Source organism: Rhizomonospora bruguierae (genome assembly GCF_018397995.1).
GTDB classification, from domain to species: domain Bacteria; phylum Actinomycetota; class Actinomycetes; order Mycobacteriales; family Micromonosporaceae; genus Rhizomonospora; species Rhizomonospora bruguierae.
The window spans coordinates 59679-76218 of the sequence record NZ_BBQH01000024.1 but is presented as its reverse complement, the minus strand read 5'-3'; the positions used below and the strand labels follow the sequence as shown (position 1 = coordinate 76218).

The following is a 16540-nucleotide window of genomic DNA, read 5'->3' as shown; positions in this document are numbered from 1 at the left end:
CCGCCCCGACCCGAGGAGCTGAGCCGGTGAATCCGTTCGACGATCCCGCCGGGACCTTCCTGGTCCTGGTCAACGACAACGAGCAGTACTCGCTGTGGCCGGCCGCCTGGCCGGTGCCGGCCGGTTGGCGGGTCGCGCACGGTCCGGCCGCCCGGCACGACTGCCTGAGCGAGGTCGAACGGGTGTGGACCGACCTGCGCCCGCTCGGCGCCCGCAGCGGCGCCGGCTCGGGACCGCCGTGCATCCACCAGCTCGTCGCCGACCAGGCCGCACGCACCCCCGACCGGATCGCGGTCAGCGATCACGGCCGCACGCTCTCCTATCGCGAGCTGAACGCCGCCGCCGACGTTCTCGCGGCCCGACTCCGGGCGGCCGGTGTCGGCGGCGGCGCGCCGGTCGCCGTGGTCCTGCCCCGCTCCCCCGAGCTGATCGTCACGCTGACCGCGGTCCTCAAGGCCGGCGGCGCCTACCTCTACCTGGACCCGGCCGAGCCGGCCGAGCAGCGGTCCCGGGTCGGCCACGACGCGCGGGTCGGCTTCGCGGTCGCCGTCGACCGGGCGCTGATCCCCGACGTGCCCCGGGTGCTTCTGCTCGACCAGCCGGCCGAGGACCCGCCACCGGCCGGCGGCGAGGCACCCCTGCCACCGGGACCGGACACCCCGGCGTACGTCTGTTACACCTCAGGGTCGACCGGCGAGCCCAAGGGTGTCGTCGTGCCGCACCGCGCGGTGCACCGCCTGATCACCCATCTATCCTTTATGGAGGTCCGCGACGACGACGTCTTCCTCCAGCTCACCCGGGTCGGCTTCGACGTCTCCACCTGGGAGATCTGGACGCCGCTGGTGCACGGCTGCCGGCTCGCGCTGGCCCCGGCCGGGCATCTCGACCTGGCCGAGCTGACCGATCTGATCGGGGCCGAGGGGGTGAGCGTCCTCTGGCTGACCACCGGCCTGTTCCACAAGATGGTCACCCACCAGCTGCCCGGACTGGGCGGCCTGCGCCACCTGCTGGCCGGCGGCGACGTGCTCTCGCCCGAACACGTGCGCCGGGTGCTGGCGGCGCACCCGCACCTGCTCTTCACCAACGGCTACGGCCCGACCGAGAACACCACGTTCAGCACGTGCTGGACGACCACCGGGCCCGGCGACGGCCCGCGGGTGCCGATCGGGGTGCCGATCGCGGGGTCGACCGCGGTCGTGCTGGACGACGCGCTCCGGACGGTCGGCCCCGGCGAGACCGGTGAGCTGTGGGTCGGCGGCGACGGTGTGGCCACCGGTTACCTCAACAAGCCGGGCGCCACCGCGGTCCGTTTCGTGGCCGACCCGGCCGCCGACCGGCCCGGCGGGCGGATGTACCGCACCGGCGACCTGGCCCGCTGGGACGGCGGCGACCTGGACTTCCTCGGCCGCTCCGACCGCCAGGTCAAGATCCGGGGCTACCGGGTCGAGCCGAGCACGGTCGAGAACGAGCTGCTGTGCCAGCCCGGGGTCGAGCAGGCGGCCGCGCTGACCTACACCGACGGGGCGGGCGACGTGCGGCTGATGGCGTACGCGGCGGTCGGCACGATGGATCGCGCCGAGTGGCCGGCGTTCGGCGTCGACCTGCGCGCCCGGCTGAGCGCGACGCTGCCCGCCCATCTGGTGCCGTGGGCGGTCATCGTGCTGGCCGACATCCCGCTCAACCCGAACGGCAAGGTGGACCGGTCGGCCCTGCCCGCCGCCCGCATCCCGCGCAACGTGTGGAACGAGTACGTCGCGCCGGCCGACGGCGTCGAGTCGCGGCTCGCCACCATCTGGAGCGAGACCCTGGACGTGGCGCCGGTCGGCGTGACCGACAACTTCTTCGACCTCGGCGGGCACTCGCTGATGGCGGCCGAGTTGCTCACGGCGGTGCAGGACGAGTTCGCCGTGCGCCTGCCGGCCCGCACCCTCTACCTGCGGCCGACCATCGCCGACCTGGCCGGCGAGCTGCGTAAACAGGGCGCGACCACCGACGTACGGGAGGAGGCCGAGCATGCCGTCGTCCGATAGCCCCTCGGGTTGCCCGGTCAGCCACGGCGCGGCCGGGCTCGCCGACCCGGTGCTGTTCAGCACCGGCGACTACCGCGCCGTCTGGGCCGAGCTGCGCGGGCGGGACACGCTGGCCTGGCAGGACGTGGACGGGCGGTCCGGCTTCTGGTCGGTGGTGCGCTACCACGACGCCGACCGGGTGCTGCGCGACCCCGACACGTTCACCTCGGAGCGCGGGACGATGCTGTTCACCCTCGGCGAGCAGGACCCGGCCGGCGGGCGGCAGATCCCGGTGACCGACCCGCCCCGGCACACGGCCATGCGCGCCCGGCTCCAGAAGGCCCTGACCATCAAGTCGGTCGAGCGGCAGACCGAGCTGATCCGCGGCCTGGTCCGCGAGGTCATCGCCCCGCTCGGCGCCGGCGAACTCGACTTCGCCCAGGCCATGCTCACCCTGCCGGTCGCGGTCGGCGGCACCGCCATGGGCCTGCCCCGCGCCGACTGGCCCCGGCTGGTCCGGCTGCTCAACGCCTCGACCGCGCCCGACGACCCCGAGTACCGCGACCCGGACGGTCCGCGGGCCACCCTGGAGGCCGCGCACCGGGAGCTGTTCGCCTACTTCCAGGACATCTCCTACGACCGCCGGCGCCGGCCCGGGGACGACCTGATCAGCGTGCTGATCACGACCGAGGTCGACGGGCGGGCCATGTCGGCCGGCGAGGTGCTGTCCAACTGCTACAGCGTGCTGCTGGGCGCCTCGGTCACCACGCCCCACTCGCCCAACTACGTGCTGGCCGAGCACCTCGGCGACGGGCTGCTCGACCGGTGGGCGGCCGATCCGGGCGCCACCGCCTCGGGCGTCGAGGAGGCGCTGCGACTGGCATCGCCGGTCAGCTACTTCATGCGCTACGCCACCCGGGACGTGACGATCCGGGACACCCCGATCAGGGCCGGCGACGCGGTGGTCGTCTGGTTCGGCTCGGCCAACCGGGACGCCGAGGTGTTCCCCGACCCCGACCGGTTCCTGCTGCACCGCAAGCCCAACCGGCACCTCGCGTTCGGGATCGGGCCGCACTACTGCGTCGGGCACACCCTGGCCCGGGTCACCCTGCGGCTCCTGTTCGACGAGTTGCTGTCCGGGTTCACCGACTTCGAGCCGGCCGGCGCCCCGGCGCGGATGCACTCGAACTTCATCTCCGGCTACAAGCACCTGCCGATCACGGCCAAGCCGAGGGCGGCGGCATGACCGGGCCCGTGCGCAATCCCTGGCTCGCCCGCCCGCCGTCCCCGGCCGCGACCGCCCGGGTCTTCTGCATCCCCTACTCGGGCACCGGTGCCAGCATCTACCGGGGCTGGCCGCACGAGCGCGACGGCGTCGAGTTCCTGCCGGTCGAGCTGCCCGGTCACGAGTCGCGCTTCGCGGAACCCCCGGCCGAGACGTACCAGGAGCTGGCCAAGGGGTTGGCCGACGGGCTGCGCCCCTGGCTCGACGTGCCGTACGCCTTCTTCGGCCACTGCTGGTCGGCCAACGTCGCGTACGAGGCGACCGTCGAGCTGGCGTCCGGGCCCGCCCCGGCCCGCCTCTTTCTCTCCTCCCAGGTGGCGCCGCAGGACGGCCCGTACGCCCGGATGCTCGCCATGGACGACACCGAGCTCGCGGCCGAGATGACCACGATGATCCGGAACCTGGGCGGCGTCCCCCAGCACGACTTTGTCGAGCTCTACACCGAGGTGCTGCGGGCCGACGTAGAGGTCAACCGCCGGTACGTGCGCCCCGACCCACCCCGGGTGCCGTGCCCGATCACCGCCATCGGCTGGACCGGGGACACCGAGGTCACGCCGGCGCAGATGGGCGGGTGGACGGCCTGCGGCGAGACCACGTTCACCGTGCTCGCGGGCCGCCACCTGAGCTTCACCGAAGCACCCCCGCCCCTGATCGACCTGCTGACCACGATCCGCGACTACCCGGCTTGAGCGGCCGCGCGCGCCGGGCGGTTCGACCGGGCCGGCCGGCGCGCGAGCCGCTCCAGCTCCCGCGCGTCGACCTTGCCGTTGGCGGTCACCGGGAACTGGTCGAGCGCGCGCACCACGGCGGGCACGAGGTAGGCCGGGAGCCGGGCGGCGAGTTGCGCGCGTACCTCGGCCGGGTCTTTCGCCGCTCCGTCGCGGGTGTAGCACAGCGCGAGCCGGGCGACCGCGCCGTCGGCCCCGGTCAACGGCAGGGCGACGCAGTCACGCACGCCGGCCAGCCGCCGCGCGGTCACCTCGATCTCGCCCAGCTCGATCCGGTGGCCGCCCAGCTTGATCTGCCGGTCCCGCCGGCCGCGAAAGTGCAGCACCCCACCCCGGTCGACGACACCGATGTCACCGGTGCGGTAGATGCGGACCGGTCGTCCGTCGACCTCGACCGTGGGGAACTTCTCCGCGGTCAGCTCCGGTGCGCCGAGGTAGCCCAGCGCCAGCCCGCGACCGGCGATGCAGATCTCGCCGGGCACGTCGGGCGGGCAGCGCTGGCCGTCCTCGCCGAGCAGCAGCACCCTCGTCCCGGGGACGTCGGTGCCGACCGGGATGCCGCCGGGCAGGTCGCAGTCCTCGCGGCGGATCAGCCGGGTGGTGGTGAGCATGCAGTTCTCGGCCGGGCCGTACCCGTTGCGCAACGGAATACCGGGGTGCGCGTCGAGGAACGCGCGGACGTGTGTCGGGGAGAGCCGTTCGCCGCCGGTCAGCACGACGCGCAGGCCGGTGAAGCAGTCCACGTCCTCGTCGACGAACAGGTTGAACAGCGAGGTGGTCAGCCACAGCGTGTCCACGCCGGCGTCGCGGATCAGCCCGGCGAGCCGCTCCGGCAGCAGGTGGTCCTCGGCCACCAGGGCCGAGCAGCCGCCGCTGGTCAGCTGGCCCCACAGCTCGAACGCGTACATGTCCCAGGGCGCGGGCGCGGCCTGCGGGGTCACGTGGCCGGGGCCGAAGCCGGGCAGCCCGGACGGGCCGAAGAGCCGGCTGACCGCCCGGTGCGGGATCACCACGCCCTTGGGCAGGCCGGTGGTGCCGGAGGTGAAGAACACCGTGGCCGGCGCGGTGGCGTCCACGACCACCGGTGCGAACGCGGTCGCGCGGGCGGCGGCCTCGCGCGGATCCTCGGGCGCCAGTACCCAGCAGGCGCCCGCCGGGGCCGGTTCGCGCGCGACCACGAGATCGGGGGCGATCATGTCGAGTACGGCGGTGTGGCGCTCGGCCGGCCAGCGGACGTCCAGGTTGGCGTAGGCGGCACCGCACATCAGCACCGCGAGTTCGACGGCGGCCAGTTGGGGTGAGCGCGGCAGCAGCAGCGGCACCACCTGGCCGGACCGCACACCGCGCCGGGTCAGCTCGACGGCGTACGTTCGCGCCGCCGCCGCCAGGTCGCCGTAGCTGATCGGCGGTTGACCGGCGGCGGCCAGCGCGGGCGCGTCCGGTCGGGCGGCCGCGTGCCCGAGCACGGCAAGGTGAATGACCTGCCCGGTGTCCACCGGTTCCGCGCGGCTCGCGGTCATACCGTCTCCCTTGTGCGGGCGGGCGCCGGGCCGCCGTGGCTCATCTCGTCCAGTACCCGCGCGATCCGGCCGATCCCGTCGGACAGCGCGGCCAGGTCGGCGCTGATGCTCAGCCGGAAGCACTGCCGGGCGTGCCGGCCGAACCCGCCGGCGCCGGTCGGGTCGGTGAAGAAGTGCCGGCCCGGGACGACGAACACGCCCTCGCGCTTGAGCGCCTCGTAGAACACCAGGTCGTCGAACCACGGCTGGTCGATCCACAGCCAGCAGAACATCCCGCCCTGGCCGGCGTGCAGCCGCCAGTCGATGCCGGCCGGCAGCTTCCCGAACAGCATCTTCTCGACGACCTTGCGGCGCTGCGCGTAGAACGGCCGGATCGCGGTGGACACCAGCTCGTCCATCGCCCCGGACGACAGCGCCACCGCCACCGCCGCCTGCATCAGTTGCGGCGCGTGCAGCGCCGAGTTGGCCAGGAACGACACCATCGGCGCGATGTAGCGCTCGGGCCCGACCGCGAAGCCGATGCGTTCACCGGGCAGGCCGGCCTTCGACAGCGTGAAGCAGTTGATGACGTTGTCGTGCCGGCGGGGTGGGAGCGCGTCCTCGCCGATGCCGGGGAACGGTTCCCCGTACGCGTTGTCCACCAGCAGCGGCACGTCCCGGGACGCGGCGACGTCGATCAGCTGGTCCAGTTCGGCGGCGGTCAGGCTGCGACCGGTCGGGTTGCTCGGTGTGGACAGCATGAGCAGCCCGAGGTCGGTGCGGCGGCGCAGCGCGTCGAAGTCGAACTCGTAGGTGAAGGACCGGTCGGTGCCCCGGCGCAGCGCCGCCTCGACGCCGGTGACCTGGCCGGCGGCGAGCGTGAGTCCCTGGTATCCGGTGTAGTCGGGCGACATCGGCAGCACCAGGCCGGCCGGGCGGGGCGCGCCGGCGCCGGTGAACATGGCCGCGGCGATGAAGCAGAGCATCTGGCTGCCGGGGCCGACCACCACGTTTCGCGGGCCGATGTCCCAGCCGAGGTGCTCGCCGAGGTAGCGCACCACGGCGCCGACCAGTTCCCGGCTGCCGCGCGACGGCCCGTACCGGCAGCTCGCCTCGCCGAAGTCGGTGGCCAGGGCCGCCGCGGTCAGCCGCCGCCAGGTCTCGGCCACCTCCGGGATGTACGCCGGGTTGCCGATGCCCAGGTTGAGGAAGCGCTCGCCCGGGGCGGCGGCCGCGGTGGTGGTGGCGATGTCCTCCATGATGCTGCGCAGCCCGGACGGGCTGGCCATCTTCGTCCCCACACCGGAGAGGATCACGGCCGCGCCTCCACCGTCGTCAGGTCCCGCAGCCCATCAACGATCCCGGCGTGCACCTCCGCCACCCGGTCGAAGATCGCGAAGTGGCCGCCGTCGAGCAGGTGCAGCCGGAAGCCGGCGGTGGTGTGCCGCTCCCAGGCGGCCATCGGTCCGGCGACGGCGACCGGGTCGGTGCGGCCGGCGAACGCGGTGATCGGAATGTCGAGGGGGGTGTCGTCGCCGGGGGCGAAGGTGTAGCACTCGTTGACGTCGAAGTCGGCGGCCAGGATCGGCCGCATCCGTTCGAGGAGACCGGGATCGTTGAGGATCGCCTCGGGGGTGCCCTCCAGCTGCCGCAGGAACGCGGCCAGCTCGGGCACCGGCAGCCGGCCCAGGTCGCTGCGCTCGCGCGGGAAGTGCGGCGCGGGCCGGCCGCAGACGAACAGGTGCACCGGCGGCGGGCCGCCGCGGCGCAGCAGCTCACGGGTGACCTCGAAGGCGCACAGCGCGCCGGTGCTGTGCCCCAGGATGGCGTACGGCGTGGCCAGCTCGGCGGTGATCGCCGCGGCCAGCTCCGTCACCAGCGGGCCGACCCGGGTGAACGGCGGGTCGCCGTAGCGTCGCTCCCGGCCCGGCGGCTGCACCGGCACGACACCGATCGGCTCGGGCAGGCCCCGGCCCCAGGTGCGGAACACCGAGGCCCCGGCGCCGGCGTGCGGGAGGGTCAGCAGCCGCACCGGCGCGTCGGGCCGGGTGCCGAACGGAAACCACGGGTTCTTCATCACGCTGCCTTTCCTCGATGGCCCGCCGGCGCCGGCCGCAGCACGTAGCCGCACCGGGCCCGCGGCGGGCGCCGGGCCTGCGGCGGCGCCTCGGACCATTCCTCGTGGCGGTCGGTGAAGTGCGGGCTGAGCGGGTGACCGGACTGCCCGCCGGGCAGGTCGACGGCCGCGTACCCGTCCGGGCCGGTGGTGAAGACGGCGCGGCCGGCCGAGCCGAACCCGGGGACGCAGGTGCGCACGGCGTGCAGCGCACCCGGCTGCGGGCGGGGCGCCACCCCGATCAGGGCGGCCGCCCAGGGCGCCAGGGACTCCATGGGGTGCCGTAGCCCGACGGCGTTCTCCCACCGCGCGTCGGCGGCCCGGGCGGCGGCCGCGGCCATGAACGCGTCCCACCCACCGGGCTCGGCGGCGCGCGGCAGCAGCGCGGGGTCGCGGCGGCGCAGGATGGCCAGCAGCGGGCGGTCGACCATCTGGAACGGATAGGTGTAGCCGGGGTCGTGCTCGCGGCAGGCGGTCAGGTAGGGCCCGAGCACCTGCTGGGCGAGGATCTGCCGCAGCGCGACCAGCATGCCGAAAGCGCGCGACCCGGCGGCGGTGCCATCCCAGCCGGCGAGCAGGTCGGCAAGCTGGTCGTCGCGGCCGCGCAGCGCGGCGACGGCCAGGTCCCGGTAGGTGGCGTACGCCTCGGCGTCCAGGTCGTGCTGGAGTTCGCGCATCGCCGGGCCGGTGGCGGGCGCGTCGGCCATCAGCTTGCGCAGCCGCCGCGCCCGGTAGCCGGGATCGGGGTCGTACAGGATCGGGGTGGCGTCCTCGGGCAGCGCGGCGTCGTTGGCGGAGACCAGGAACCCCTCGGCCGGGTCGAACAGCCGGGGCCGTTCGGCGCCGGGCAGGAAGCCGCCGTCGCGGCGCGGGAGCAGGCCGGTGGCCAGGTGGGCGATGCGGCCCGCGGCGTCGGTGAGCAGCACGTTCAGCGCGATGCCCTGGGCGTCGTCGAGGATGGCCACGCCCTCGGCGACGGTGGCCGCCCCGGCCAGCCGCTGGAGCTTCAGGTCGAGGCTGCGCGGGTCGTAGCCGGCCCAGCGCAACGCCACCCGCTCCCCCAGCAGTGGACGCGCCGAGACCGGCAGCGCGCCGGCCCGCTCGGTCTCCAGCAGCACGTCCTCGCGGCCGCGCACCCGGATGCGCTCGGTGCGGGTCTCCCGCCGACCGGTCGCCGGGGGCAAGTCGAGCACGTCGGCGCCGAGGTTGGTCACGGTCCAGCTGAGCCGGCCGTTGGTGCCGGTCAGGACGACCGGCAGGCCGGCCGCGGCGAGCCCGCGCACCCGGCCGCCGGGCCAGCGCAGGTCCACCTCGTACAGCGAGTTCGGCATGGCCAGGGGCAGGTGCAGGTCGCCGGCGAGCACCCCGTCGCGGACCCAGCCGTTGGATCCGGCGACGCCGCGGTCGACCAGGACCAGCCCGTCCGCGGGTTCGGCGGCGCGCAGGCCGGCCAGCCCGGCCGGCAGCGGGACGTCGTCGGCACCGGGCAGGAGGAAGTCCGCCAGCCGCGGCGGCAGGGCGGCCCGGGTGACCGCCTCGGCGCGCTTGGCCGGCTCGTTCCAGCTCAGCGAGTGGTACATCAGCAGCGCGACCAGCAGGCTGTCCGCGGGCTTCCACCGGGCCGGGCGGTAGCCGAGGAACCGGCACTCGTACGGCGGTCCGTGCTGCTCCCAGGCCGCGTTGACGCCCGCGGCGAACGCGTCGAGCAGTTCCCGCTCGGGTGGTTCGAGGGCGTCGGCGGCCCGGGTCGCGGCGGGGGCGAGGGCGAGCGCCCGGTACCGCCGATCGGCGGGCAGCGCGGCCCTGCCCCAGACCTGGGCGAGCCGTCCGCCCGCCGAACGGCGCAGAATGTCGAGCTGGAAACCGCGGTCGCGGCCCATCGCGTGGCCCAGCGCCCGGATCGCGTCCGCCCACGACCCGGCCTCGATCTCGGTGACGCCGTCGGAGCGGACCCGCGCGTCGACCGGGCCGGTCAGCCCGGCGACCGCCACCTCGCCGGGGCAGCCGTGCGCGGCCGCGACCAGCGCGCGGATCAGCCGGATCTCCATGGTGAGGCCCGCCCGGCGCAGCCACGCGCAGGCGCCGCTCCCGGCCGCGCCGACCAGCAGCACGGCCACCGCGGCCATGGGCGGCAGGAGCACGGCCGCGGCCGCGGCGCCGACCAGCGCCGCGGCCGCCGCCAGACCGAGCATCCGGACCGTGGGCAGCCGCCACAACCGGCCGTACCGGAGGCGGTGTTCGGGGCAGGCCATCAGCCGACCGCCAGCGCGGTCAGTGCGGCGGCCACGTCGTCGAGCAGCGCCACCGCGGTGGCCCGGTCGGTGACCGCGGGCCGGTACTGGAGGCTGAGCAGCAGCTCGCCGTCCCAGGGCACGACGTTGAGCAGGAACTCGCAGGTGGTCACCGCGACCGGCGCGCCGAGCACGTCGGTCTTCGCCCGGTACGGGGCGAAGCGCAGGCCCTCGGCCGGGTCGGTCACCCGGATCTCCTCCTGCATGACCAGCATGACCTCGAACAGCGGCGGGTCGCGCAGCTCGGCCGGGTAGCCGTCGTTCAGCGCCTCGAGCACATCCTCGAACGCCAGCTCCTGGTTGGCGTAGGCGCCCTCGCAGGCCGCCCGCACCCGGGCCGCCAGCTCGTCCCGGCCGGCGTCGGCGGCGGCCACCCGCAGCACCGCGCTGTTGGCGACCAGGCCGACCACCTCCTCGACACCGGGCCGGGCGCGGTTGGCCAGGATGGTGCCGATCCGCATGTCGGACTGGCCGCTCCACGAGTGCAACGTCATCGCGTACGCGGTGGTGACCGCCATGAAGTCGGTGATCCCGCGCCGGCGGGCCGCCGCGCGCAGCGCCGAGGTGGTGGCGGCGTCCAGGGTGCAGCGGCAGGTCCGCGACCGCAACCGCTCGATCGGCGAGACGGGTCGGCCGGCCGGGAAGCGGCTGCCCGGCCCGGCGGCGAGGGCCGGCCAGGGTGGTGCGAGGCGCTCGGTCCAGTACGCCCGCTGGCGCTTCGCCTCGGCCGATCCCCGCCAGGCGTCCGCCGCCGCGACCAGCTCCGCCGCGCCCGGTCCGGGCGGGACCGGCGGGACGTCCCCGCCGGCCTCGAGGGCGCGGTAGATGCGGGCGGCGTCGGCCAGCAGCAGGGACAGCGACCAGCCGTCGCAGACCATGTGGTGGATGGTGAGGTAGAGCAGGTGCCGGTCCGCGGCCACCCGGTACGCGATGGCGCGCAGCATCGGCGCCCGGTCCACCGCGATCGGGTCGCGCACCGCGGCCGCCATCCGCCGCTCGGCCTCGGCCACCGGGTCGTCGCCGCCGACCAGGTCCACGTATTCCAGGGGCAGGTCGGCGGCGGGTTCGACCACCTGCACCGGTCCGCTGTCGGTGGCCTCCATCCGGGTGCGCAGCGCGTCGTGCCGGCCGGCCAGCAGGGCGAGGCTGCGCTCCAGCAGCGCCGGGTCGAGCGGACCGTCGGCCCGCAGGGCGCCGGGAATGGCGAACAGCGGCAGGCCGGGCAGCCGGTTCGTGATGGACCACATCTGGAGCTGGGCCGGGGAGAGCGGGAACCGCCGCGGCCGGTCGACCACCGACGCGGGGCCTTCCGGCGCCGGCTCGGGCCGGTCCGCGGCCGGCGTCTGCGCCGCGGCCGCCGGGGTGCCCGCGGCAAGGAGGGAAACGAGCGCGGCCACGGTCGGCTCGGCCAGGAACGCACCCATCCCGAGACCCGGGTGGGACGCCCGCAGCCGCGCCACCATCCGCATCGCGGCCAGCGAGTCGCCGCCCACCTCGAAGAAGTTGTCGTTCGCGCCGGACGCCTCGGTGCCGAGCGCCTCCGCCCACGCCTGGCGGACCAGCTTCTCCACCGCCGGGTCGGCGGCGCCGCCCGCCGGGTCGACCTCGGCTGTCGTCGCGATGGGGGCCGCCGGGTCGACCGGGGCTGCCGGGCCGGCGGCAACCGGTGGGACCGGTGCCGAGGCGGTGGCGCGGGCGAGGTCCAGCACACCGGGCAACCGCCCGGCCAGGCAGCTCGCGTCCGCGTCGGCCAGCAGCGCGGTCAGTGCCATCTCGTGCGCCCGCGCGGCGAGTTCGGCGACCGGCCCGCCCAGCGCGGCCGAGTCGTACTCCAGCAGCAGCCGCAGCTCGGCGGTGCGCACGTCCACGGTGTACGCCGAGCTGAGCGCGTAGTGCGTCTGTTCCAGCTCCTCGCTGCCGCTGAACCGCACGCTGCCGTCGCGGACCAGCCGCTGGGTGGTGTGGTAATCGGTGAAGTTGAACCCGGAGTCGAACATCGGCCGCGGCCCGAAGTCGCGTTGCACCAGCGCGCCCGGGTACCAGCGGTGGGCCAGCATCCGCCGCTCCCGCTCGTGCAGCGACCGGGCCAGCTCGACCCAGCTCTGCCCGCCCAGCGACGCGCGCAGCGGCAACTGGTTGAGGAACAGCCCGAGGATCCGGTCGGCGTCCGGCCCCTCCGGCCGGCAGTTGGTGACCATGCTGGTGACCACGTCGTCGGCGCCGGTGAGCCAGGCCAGCACCCGCAGGTGTACGGCACACAGCAGCGCCTTGACCGGCACGCCGACCCGGCCGGCCAGCGTGCGCAGCCCGTCGAGGCGGCCGGGCAGCTCCCGGCGCAGTTGCCGCATGGTGGGCGGCCCGACCCGGCCGGGCGCCACCAGCGGCGCGTCGGCCGAGGTCTGGGTGCGCCAGAACTGCCGGTGCGTCGGGTCGTCCGCGGCCGCCAACTCCAGCGCCACGTAGTCGGCGAACGCGGTGCGGGGCACGGGCACCGGCGCCGGCGGCGCGCCGGCCAGCCGGTCGGCGTACTGGGCACTGAGGTCGGCGAAGAAGACGTTGACCGACCAGCCGTCCAGGATCACGTGGTTGTGGCTGAAGACGAGCTGGTAGTCGTCGTCGGAGGTGACCAGCGCGACGAGCCGGAACAGGCCGGGCCGGTCGAGCGGGAAGTCGGCGCTCGTCTCGTCCGCGACGGCCCGCGCGATCCGTTCGTCCCGCGCCGTCCCGTCCAGCCCGCGCAAATCCTCGATGCGCAGCGGCAGCGTCTCCAGCCCGGCGTGCACCCGCTGCACCGGACCCCACGGGCTGGCCAGGTCGAGGCTGGTGCGCAGCACCGGATGGGCGTCGACGACGGCCTGCGCGGCGGCGCGGAACGCGGCCGGGTCGAGCCGGCCGTCGACCCGGTAGCTGAGCACGATGTGGTAGACGCGGGCGTCCGGCGCGAGTTCCTGGTGGTAGAGCATCCCGGTTTGCAGGGCGGTCATCGGGTAGGCGTCGACCACCCCGGCCGGGAAGTCGTCCGGCCCGGCGCCGGGCAGCAGGGCGAACGGCAGGGTTGTGCCGGGTACGCCGGCACGCGGTGCTGAATCGGCGAGCGCGGCCAGTGCGGCGGGGCGCGGCGCCGCGTACACCTCGCGGGCGCTGAAGTGCAGGCCGTGGTCGCGGGCCAGGGCCACCAGGCGGATGGCCCGCATGGAGTCGCCGCCGGCCTCGAAGAAGTCCGCGTCGGCGCCGAGCGCCGGATCGTCGAGGACCCGCCGGAACAGCTCGACCAGCACGGCGGCGCCGGGCGAGCCCGCCGCTGCCCCGGCCGGCTGGCGCGGGGCGGCCGGGGCCGTCCCGGCGGCTTGGAGGACCGCGGCCCGGTCGAGCTTGCCGTTGACGGTCAGCGGCAGCGCCGGGACGATCGCGATCGACCGGGGCAGCATGTAGTTCGGCAGTTCGGCGCCGGCCCCGCGCAGCACGTCCACGGTGGACAGCGCCACGCCGGGCTCGGCGACCACGGCGGCGACCACGCGGTGCCCGATGTCGTCGGTGGCGACGGCGGCGGCCGCGGCGGCCACCCCGGGCAGCGCGGCGAGCACCGACTCGATCTCGGGCAGCTCCACCCGGAAGCCGTTGACCTGCACCTGGGCGTCGCGGCGGTGCAGGTAGGCGAGCCGGTCGCCGGTGCGCCGGCCCAGGTCGCCCGAGCGGTACATCCGGGCGCCCGGCTGCCGACTGAACGGGTCCGGCACGAACCGGGTGGCGGTCTCCCGCGGCCGGCCCACGTACCCGAGGCTGACCTGCGGGCCGCCCACGTAGATCTCGCCGACGCAGCCGTCGGCGACCGCGGCGCCGTCGTCGTGCAGCAGGTACAGCGAGGTGCCGGGCAGCGGGACGCCGACATCGGACTCGGTGGTGGTCGGCGCGCCCGGCCGCAGCCGCAGCCAGGAGGCGTGCACGGTGGTCTCGGTGATCCCGTACAGGTTGACCAGCTCGCCCCGGCCGACCTCGCGGTGCCACCGGGCGGCGAGGCGGTTCTCCAGTTTCTCGCCGGCCAGCAGCACGTACCGCACGGTGTCGAGGGCCTTCGGGTCGCGGGCCGCCTCGGGCAGCAGCACCGACATGGCCGAGGGGGTCAGGCTCAGCACGGTGACCTGCTCGCGGCCGAGCAGCGCGGCGAACGCCTCCGGGTCGCGGGTCAGCCACTTCGGCACGACGACGAGCCGGCCGCCGTGCAGCAGGCAGCCGAACATCTCGTACATGGCGACGTCGAAGGAGCAGGAGTGGAACAGCGTCCAGACGTCGTCCGGGCCGACGCCGAAGCCGTCGCCGGTGGCGGCCAGCAGGCTGAGCATGTTGCGGTGGGTGACGTGCACGCCCTTGGGCCGACCGGTGGAGCCGGAGGTGTAGATGACGTACGCGGTGTCGCCGGCCCGCACCGGTGGGCACGGCGGGGCGCCCCTGCCGAGGCGGGTGAGGTCGGCGACCGTGGTGCCGTCCGCCTCGCTGATCACCTGGCGGGCGGCCGCGTCGGCCAGCACCCGTTCGCGGCGGGTCGGCGGCCAGGAGTCGTCGAGCACCGCGCAGGCCGCGCCGGAGGCCAGCACGCCAAGGATGGCCGTGACCAGGTCGAGGCCGCGCGGCAGCGAGACGGCGACCACCCGGCCCGGCCCGGCACCGCGCAGCCGCAGCGCCCGGCCGACGAGGTCGACCCGCTCGGCCAGCTCGCGGTAGGTGAGGTGGTTGTCGCCGTCGCTGACCGCCACCCGGTCGCCCTGCGTCGCGCCGAGCCGGGCCAGCCGTCCGGTCAGCGAGTCGTCCGGGGTCACCGTCCAGGCCGGTTCGGCGCCGATCGCGCCGCGGCCCGGGTCGCCGAACGCGGCGGTGGCCAGGTCGGCCACCCGGCGGGACGGGTCCGCGGCGCCCGCGGCCAGGATCTCCGCGGCCGTGCCGAGCAGGGCGGCCACGTCGGTCTCGGCGATCGCGGCCCGGTCGAACTCGGCTTCCAGGGTGATCGTGGCACCGTCGCAGACCAGGATGTTCAGGTCGTACTTGGTGCCGACGCGGGGCACCTCGACGTGCTCGGCGGCCAGCCCGGGGAACGACGGCACGGGCAGCGTGCTCCCGGCGTCGGTGAGCGTGACGTTGAACAGGTCGCGGCCGGCCGCCGGGAGGTCGGCGAGCGCCTCGGCGTGGGCGAGCGCGCCGAGCACGGCGGTCCGGGTGCGGCCGACCAGATCGGCGAAGGTGGGCACGCCGGCGAGGTCGAGCCGGACCGGCACCATGTCCAGCAGCGGGCCGACCAGCCGTTCCAGGCCGGGACGGTCGCGCCGGCCGGCCGGCATGCCGACCACGAGGTCGTCGCGTCCGGTCCGGCGGGACAGCGCCGCGGCGGCGGCGGCCGCGACCACCAGGAAGATGCTGGCGCGGCGCTGGGCCACGAGATCGCGGATCGCCGCGGCGGTGGCCGGATCCAGGTCGAGGCGGGAGGCGGCGCCGCGCCGGTCGGTCACCGGCCCGAGCGGCGGGGGCAGCGGGAGGGCGCCGAGTTCCGCGCCGCTGAGCCGGTCCCGCCAGTAGCGGCGACCGGCGGCCAGATCCGCGTACGCGAGCCGGTCCCGTTCCCAGCCGGCGACATCGATGAGATCAATGTCCGAAGTGTCCAGTCGGGAACCGCGGTAGCCCGCGGCCAGGTCGGCCAGCAGCAGCCCGATGGCGACGGCGTCGGCCACGATGTGGTGCAGGACCACGAAGAACAGGTGCTCCCCCGGGGCCAGCCGGATCAGGCGCATGCGCACCGGCGGCGCCTCGGCGAGGGGCAGCTTCCGGTCGGCCAGCTCGGCGCATTCGGCCACGCACGCGTCGAGGGACTGCCCGGTGCGGTCGACGCGCTCCACGGTGGGCGCCAGGCCGACCGGCAGCACCCGCTGCACCGGCTCGCCGTGCTCGGCCGGGAACACGGTGCGCAGCGCGGGATGCCGCCGGTACACATCGGACACCGCCGCGGTGAACGTGGCCTCGTCGAGCGGCCCGTGCAGCAGCAGCGCCCCGGCCAGGTTGTAGGTGCCGTCGTCGACGAAGTGGTCGGTCGCCCAGAACGTGCGCTGCGCCCGGGTCAGCGGCCCGCGGCGCTCGCCGCCGGGGGCGGCGTCCCGGTGCGGCGGCCAGCGCAGCGCGGCCCGCCGGTCGAGCAGCCCGACAAGGTCGTCCCGCCGCTCCTTCATCTCGGCGAGCAGTTCCGGGGTGAGCCGGCCGTCGGTGCTGCGGTAGCGGATCCGGTTGCCGGCGAGGCTGAGCCCGATGCCCAGTTCGTCGAGGCGGCGCAGCAGATCCCGGGCGCCGCTCACAGCTCGCCCTCCGCCACGGTGGCCGGACCGGGCTGCTGGGCGCGCAGCCGGTCCAGCTCGGCGGCGACCTGGGGCACGGTGGCCAGGTCGAAGAACGAGGCCAGCTCCAGCGGGATGCCGGTGCGCTGCTCCAACTCGTACAGGACCTGGACGGCGACCATGGAGTGGCCGCCCAGTTCGAAGAAGTCCTCGTCGAGGTCGAAGGTGTTCAGTTCCAGCAGTTCGCGCCAGACCTGGGCGACCAGTTCCTCGGTGGGGGTGCTCGGCCCGGTCATCGTGC

The 16540-nt window shown here is 75.3% G+C and carries 9 protein-coding genes; 3 read left to right on the top strand and 6 right to left on the bottom strand.

All coding sequences use genetic code 11. The annotated features are described in order from the left end of the window. Positions 1-26 precede the first annotated feature (26 nt). From KJS59_RS13960 to KJS59_RS13950, 3 genes are read left to right on the top strand one after another with little or no spacing between them, the layout of a single operon-like run. Complete coding sequence (locus KJS59_RS13960) at positions 27-2030, top strand: amino acid adenylation domain-containing protein (protein WP_213453298.1); 2004 nt, start codon at positions 27-29, stop codon at positions 2028-2030. Continuing rightward, positions 2014-3255 carry a cytochrome P450 gene (locus tag KJS59_RS13955; RefSeq protein ID WP_213453297.1) on the top strand — a complete coding sequence of 414 codons (1242 nt, stop codon included), beginning with the start codon at positions 2014-2016 and terminating at the stop codon, positions 3253-3255. The genes KJS59_RS13960 and KJS59_RS13955 overlap by 17 nt, the downstream gene beginning before the upstream one ends. Then, on the top strand, positions 3252-3983 hold the full coding sequence (locus KJS59_RS13950) for a thioesterase II family protein (protein WP_213453296.1): 732 nt from the start codon (positions 3252-3254) through the stop codon (positions 3981-3983). The genes KJS59_RS13955 and KJS59_RS13950 overlap by 4 nt, the downstream gene beginning before the upstream one ends. Here the strand turns inward: KJS59_RS13950 and KJS59_RS13945 are convergent. The 6 genes from KJS59_RS13945 to KJS59_RS13920 are packed head-to-tail and all read right to left on the bottom strand — an operon-like array spanning position 3971 to position 16535. Then, positions 3971-5542 carry an AMP-binding protein gene (locus KJS59_RS13945; RefSeq protein ID WP_213453295.1) on the bottom strand — a complete coding sequence of 524 codons (1572 nt, stop codon included), beginning with the start codon at positions 5540-5542 and terminating at the stop codon, positions 3971-3973. The genes KJS59_RS13950 and KJS59_RS13945 overlap by 13 nt on opposite strands. Beyond that, entirely contained in the window at positions 5539-6837 is a 1299-nt protein-coding gene (locus KJS59_RS13940; RefSeq protein ID WP_213453294.1) for an aminotransferase class I/II-fold pyridoxal phosphate-dependent enzyme, read from the bottom strand. Before KJS59_RS13940 ends, KJS59_RS13945 begins: the two co-directional genes overlap by 4 nt. Continuing rightward, the gene (locus KJS59_RS13935) at positions 6834-7598 is read right to left on the bottom strand and encodes a thioesterase II family protein (protein ID WP_213453293.1); all 765 of its coding nucleotides are present in this window, start codon (positions 7596-7598) and stop codon (positions 6834-6836) included. The genes KJS59_RS13940 and KJS59_RS13935 overlap by 4 nt, the downstream gene beginning before the upstream one ends. Further along, positions 7598-9889 carry a penicillin acylase family protein gene (locus KJS59_RS13930; RefSeq protein ID WP_213453292.1) on the bottom strand — a complete coding sequence of 764 codons (2292 nt, stop codon included), beginning with the start codon at positions 9887-9889 and terminating at the stop codon, positions 7598-7600. The genes KJS59_RS13935 and KJS59_RS13930 overlap by 1 nt, the downstream gene beginning before the upstream one ends. Next, complete coding sequence (locus KJS59_RS13925) at positions 9889-16260, bottom strand: non-ribosomal peptide synthetase (protein ID WP_213453291.1); 6372 nt, start codon at positions 16258-16260, stop codon at positions 9889-9891. Before KJS59_RS13925 ends, KJS59_RS13930 begins: the two co-directional genes overlap by 1 nt. After that, entirely contained in the window at positions 16257-16535 is a 279-nt protein-coding gene (locus KJS59_RS13920) for a phosphopantetheine-binding protein (RefSeq protein WP_213453290.1), read from the bottom strand. The genes KJS59_RS13925 and KJS59_RS13920 overlap by 4 nt, the downstream gene beginning before the upstream one ends. Positions 16536-16540: the final 5 nt, after the last annotated feature.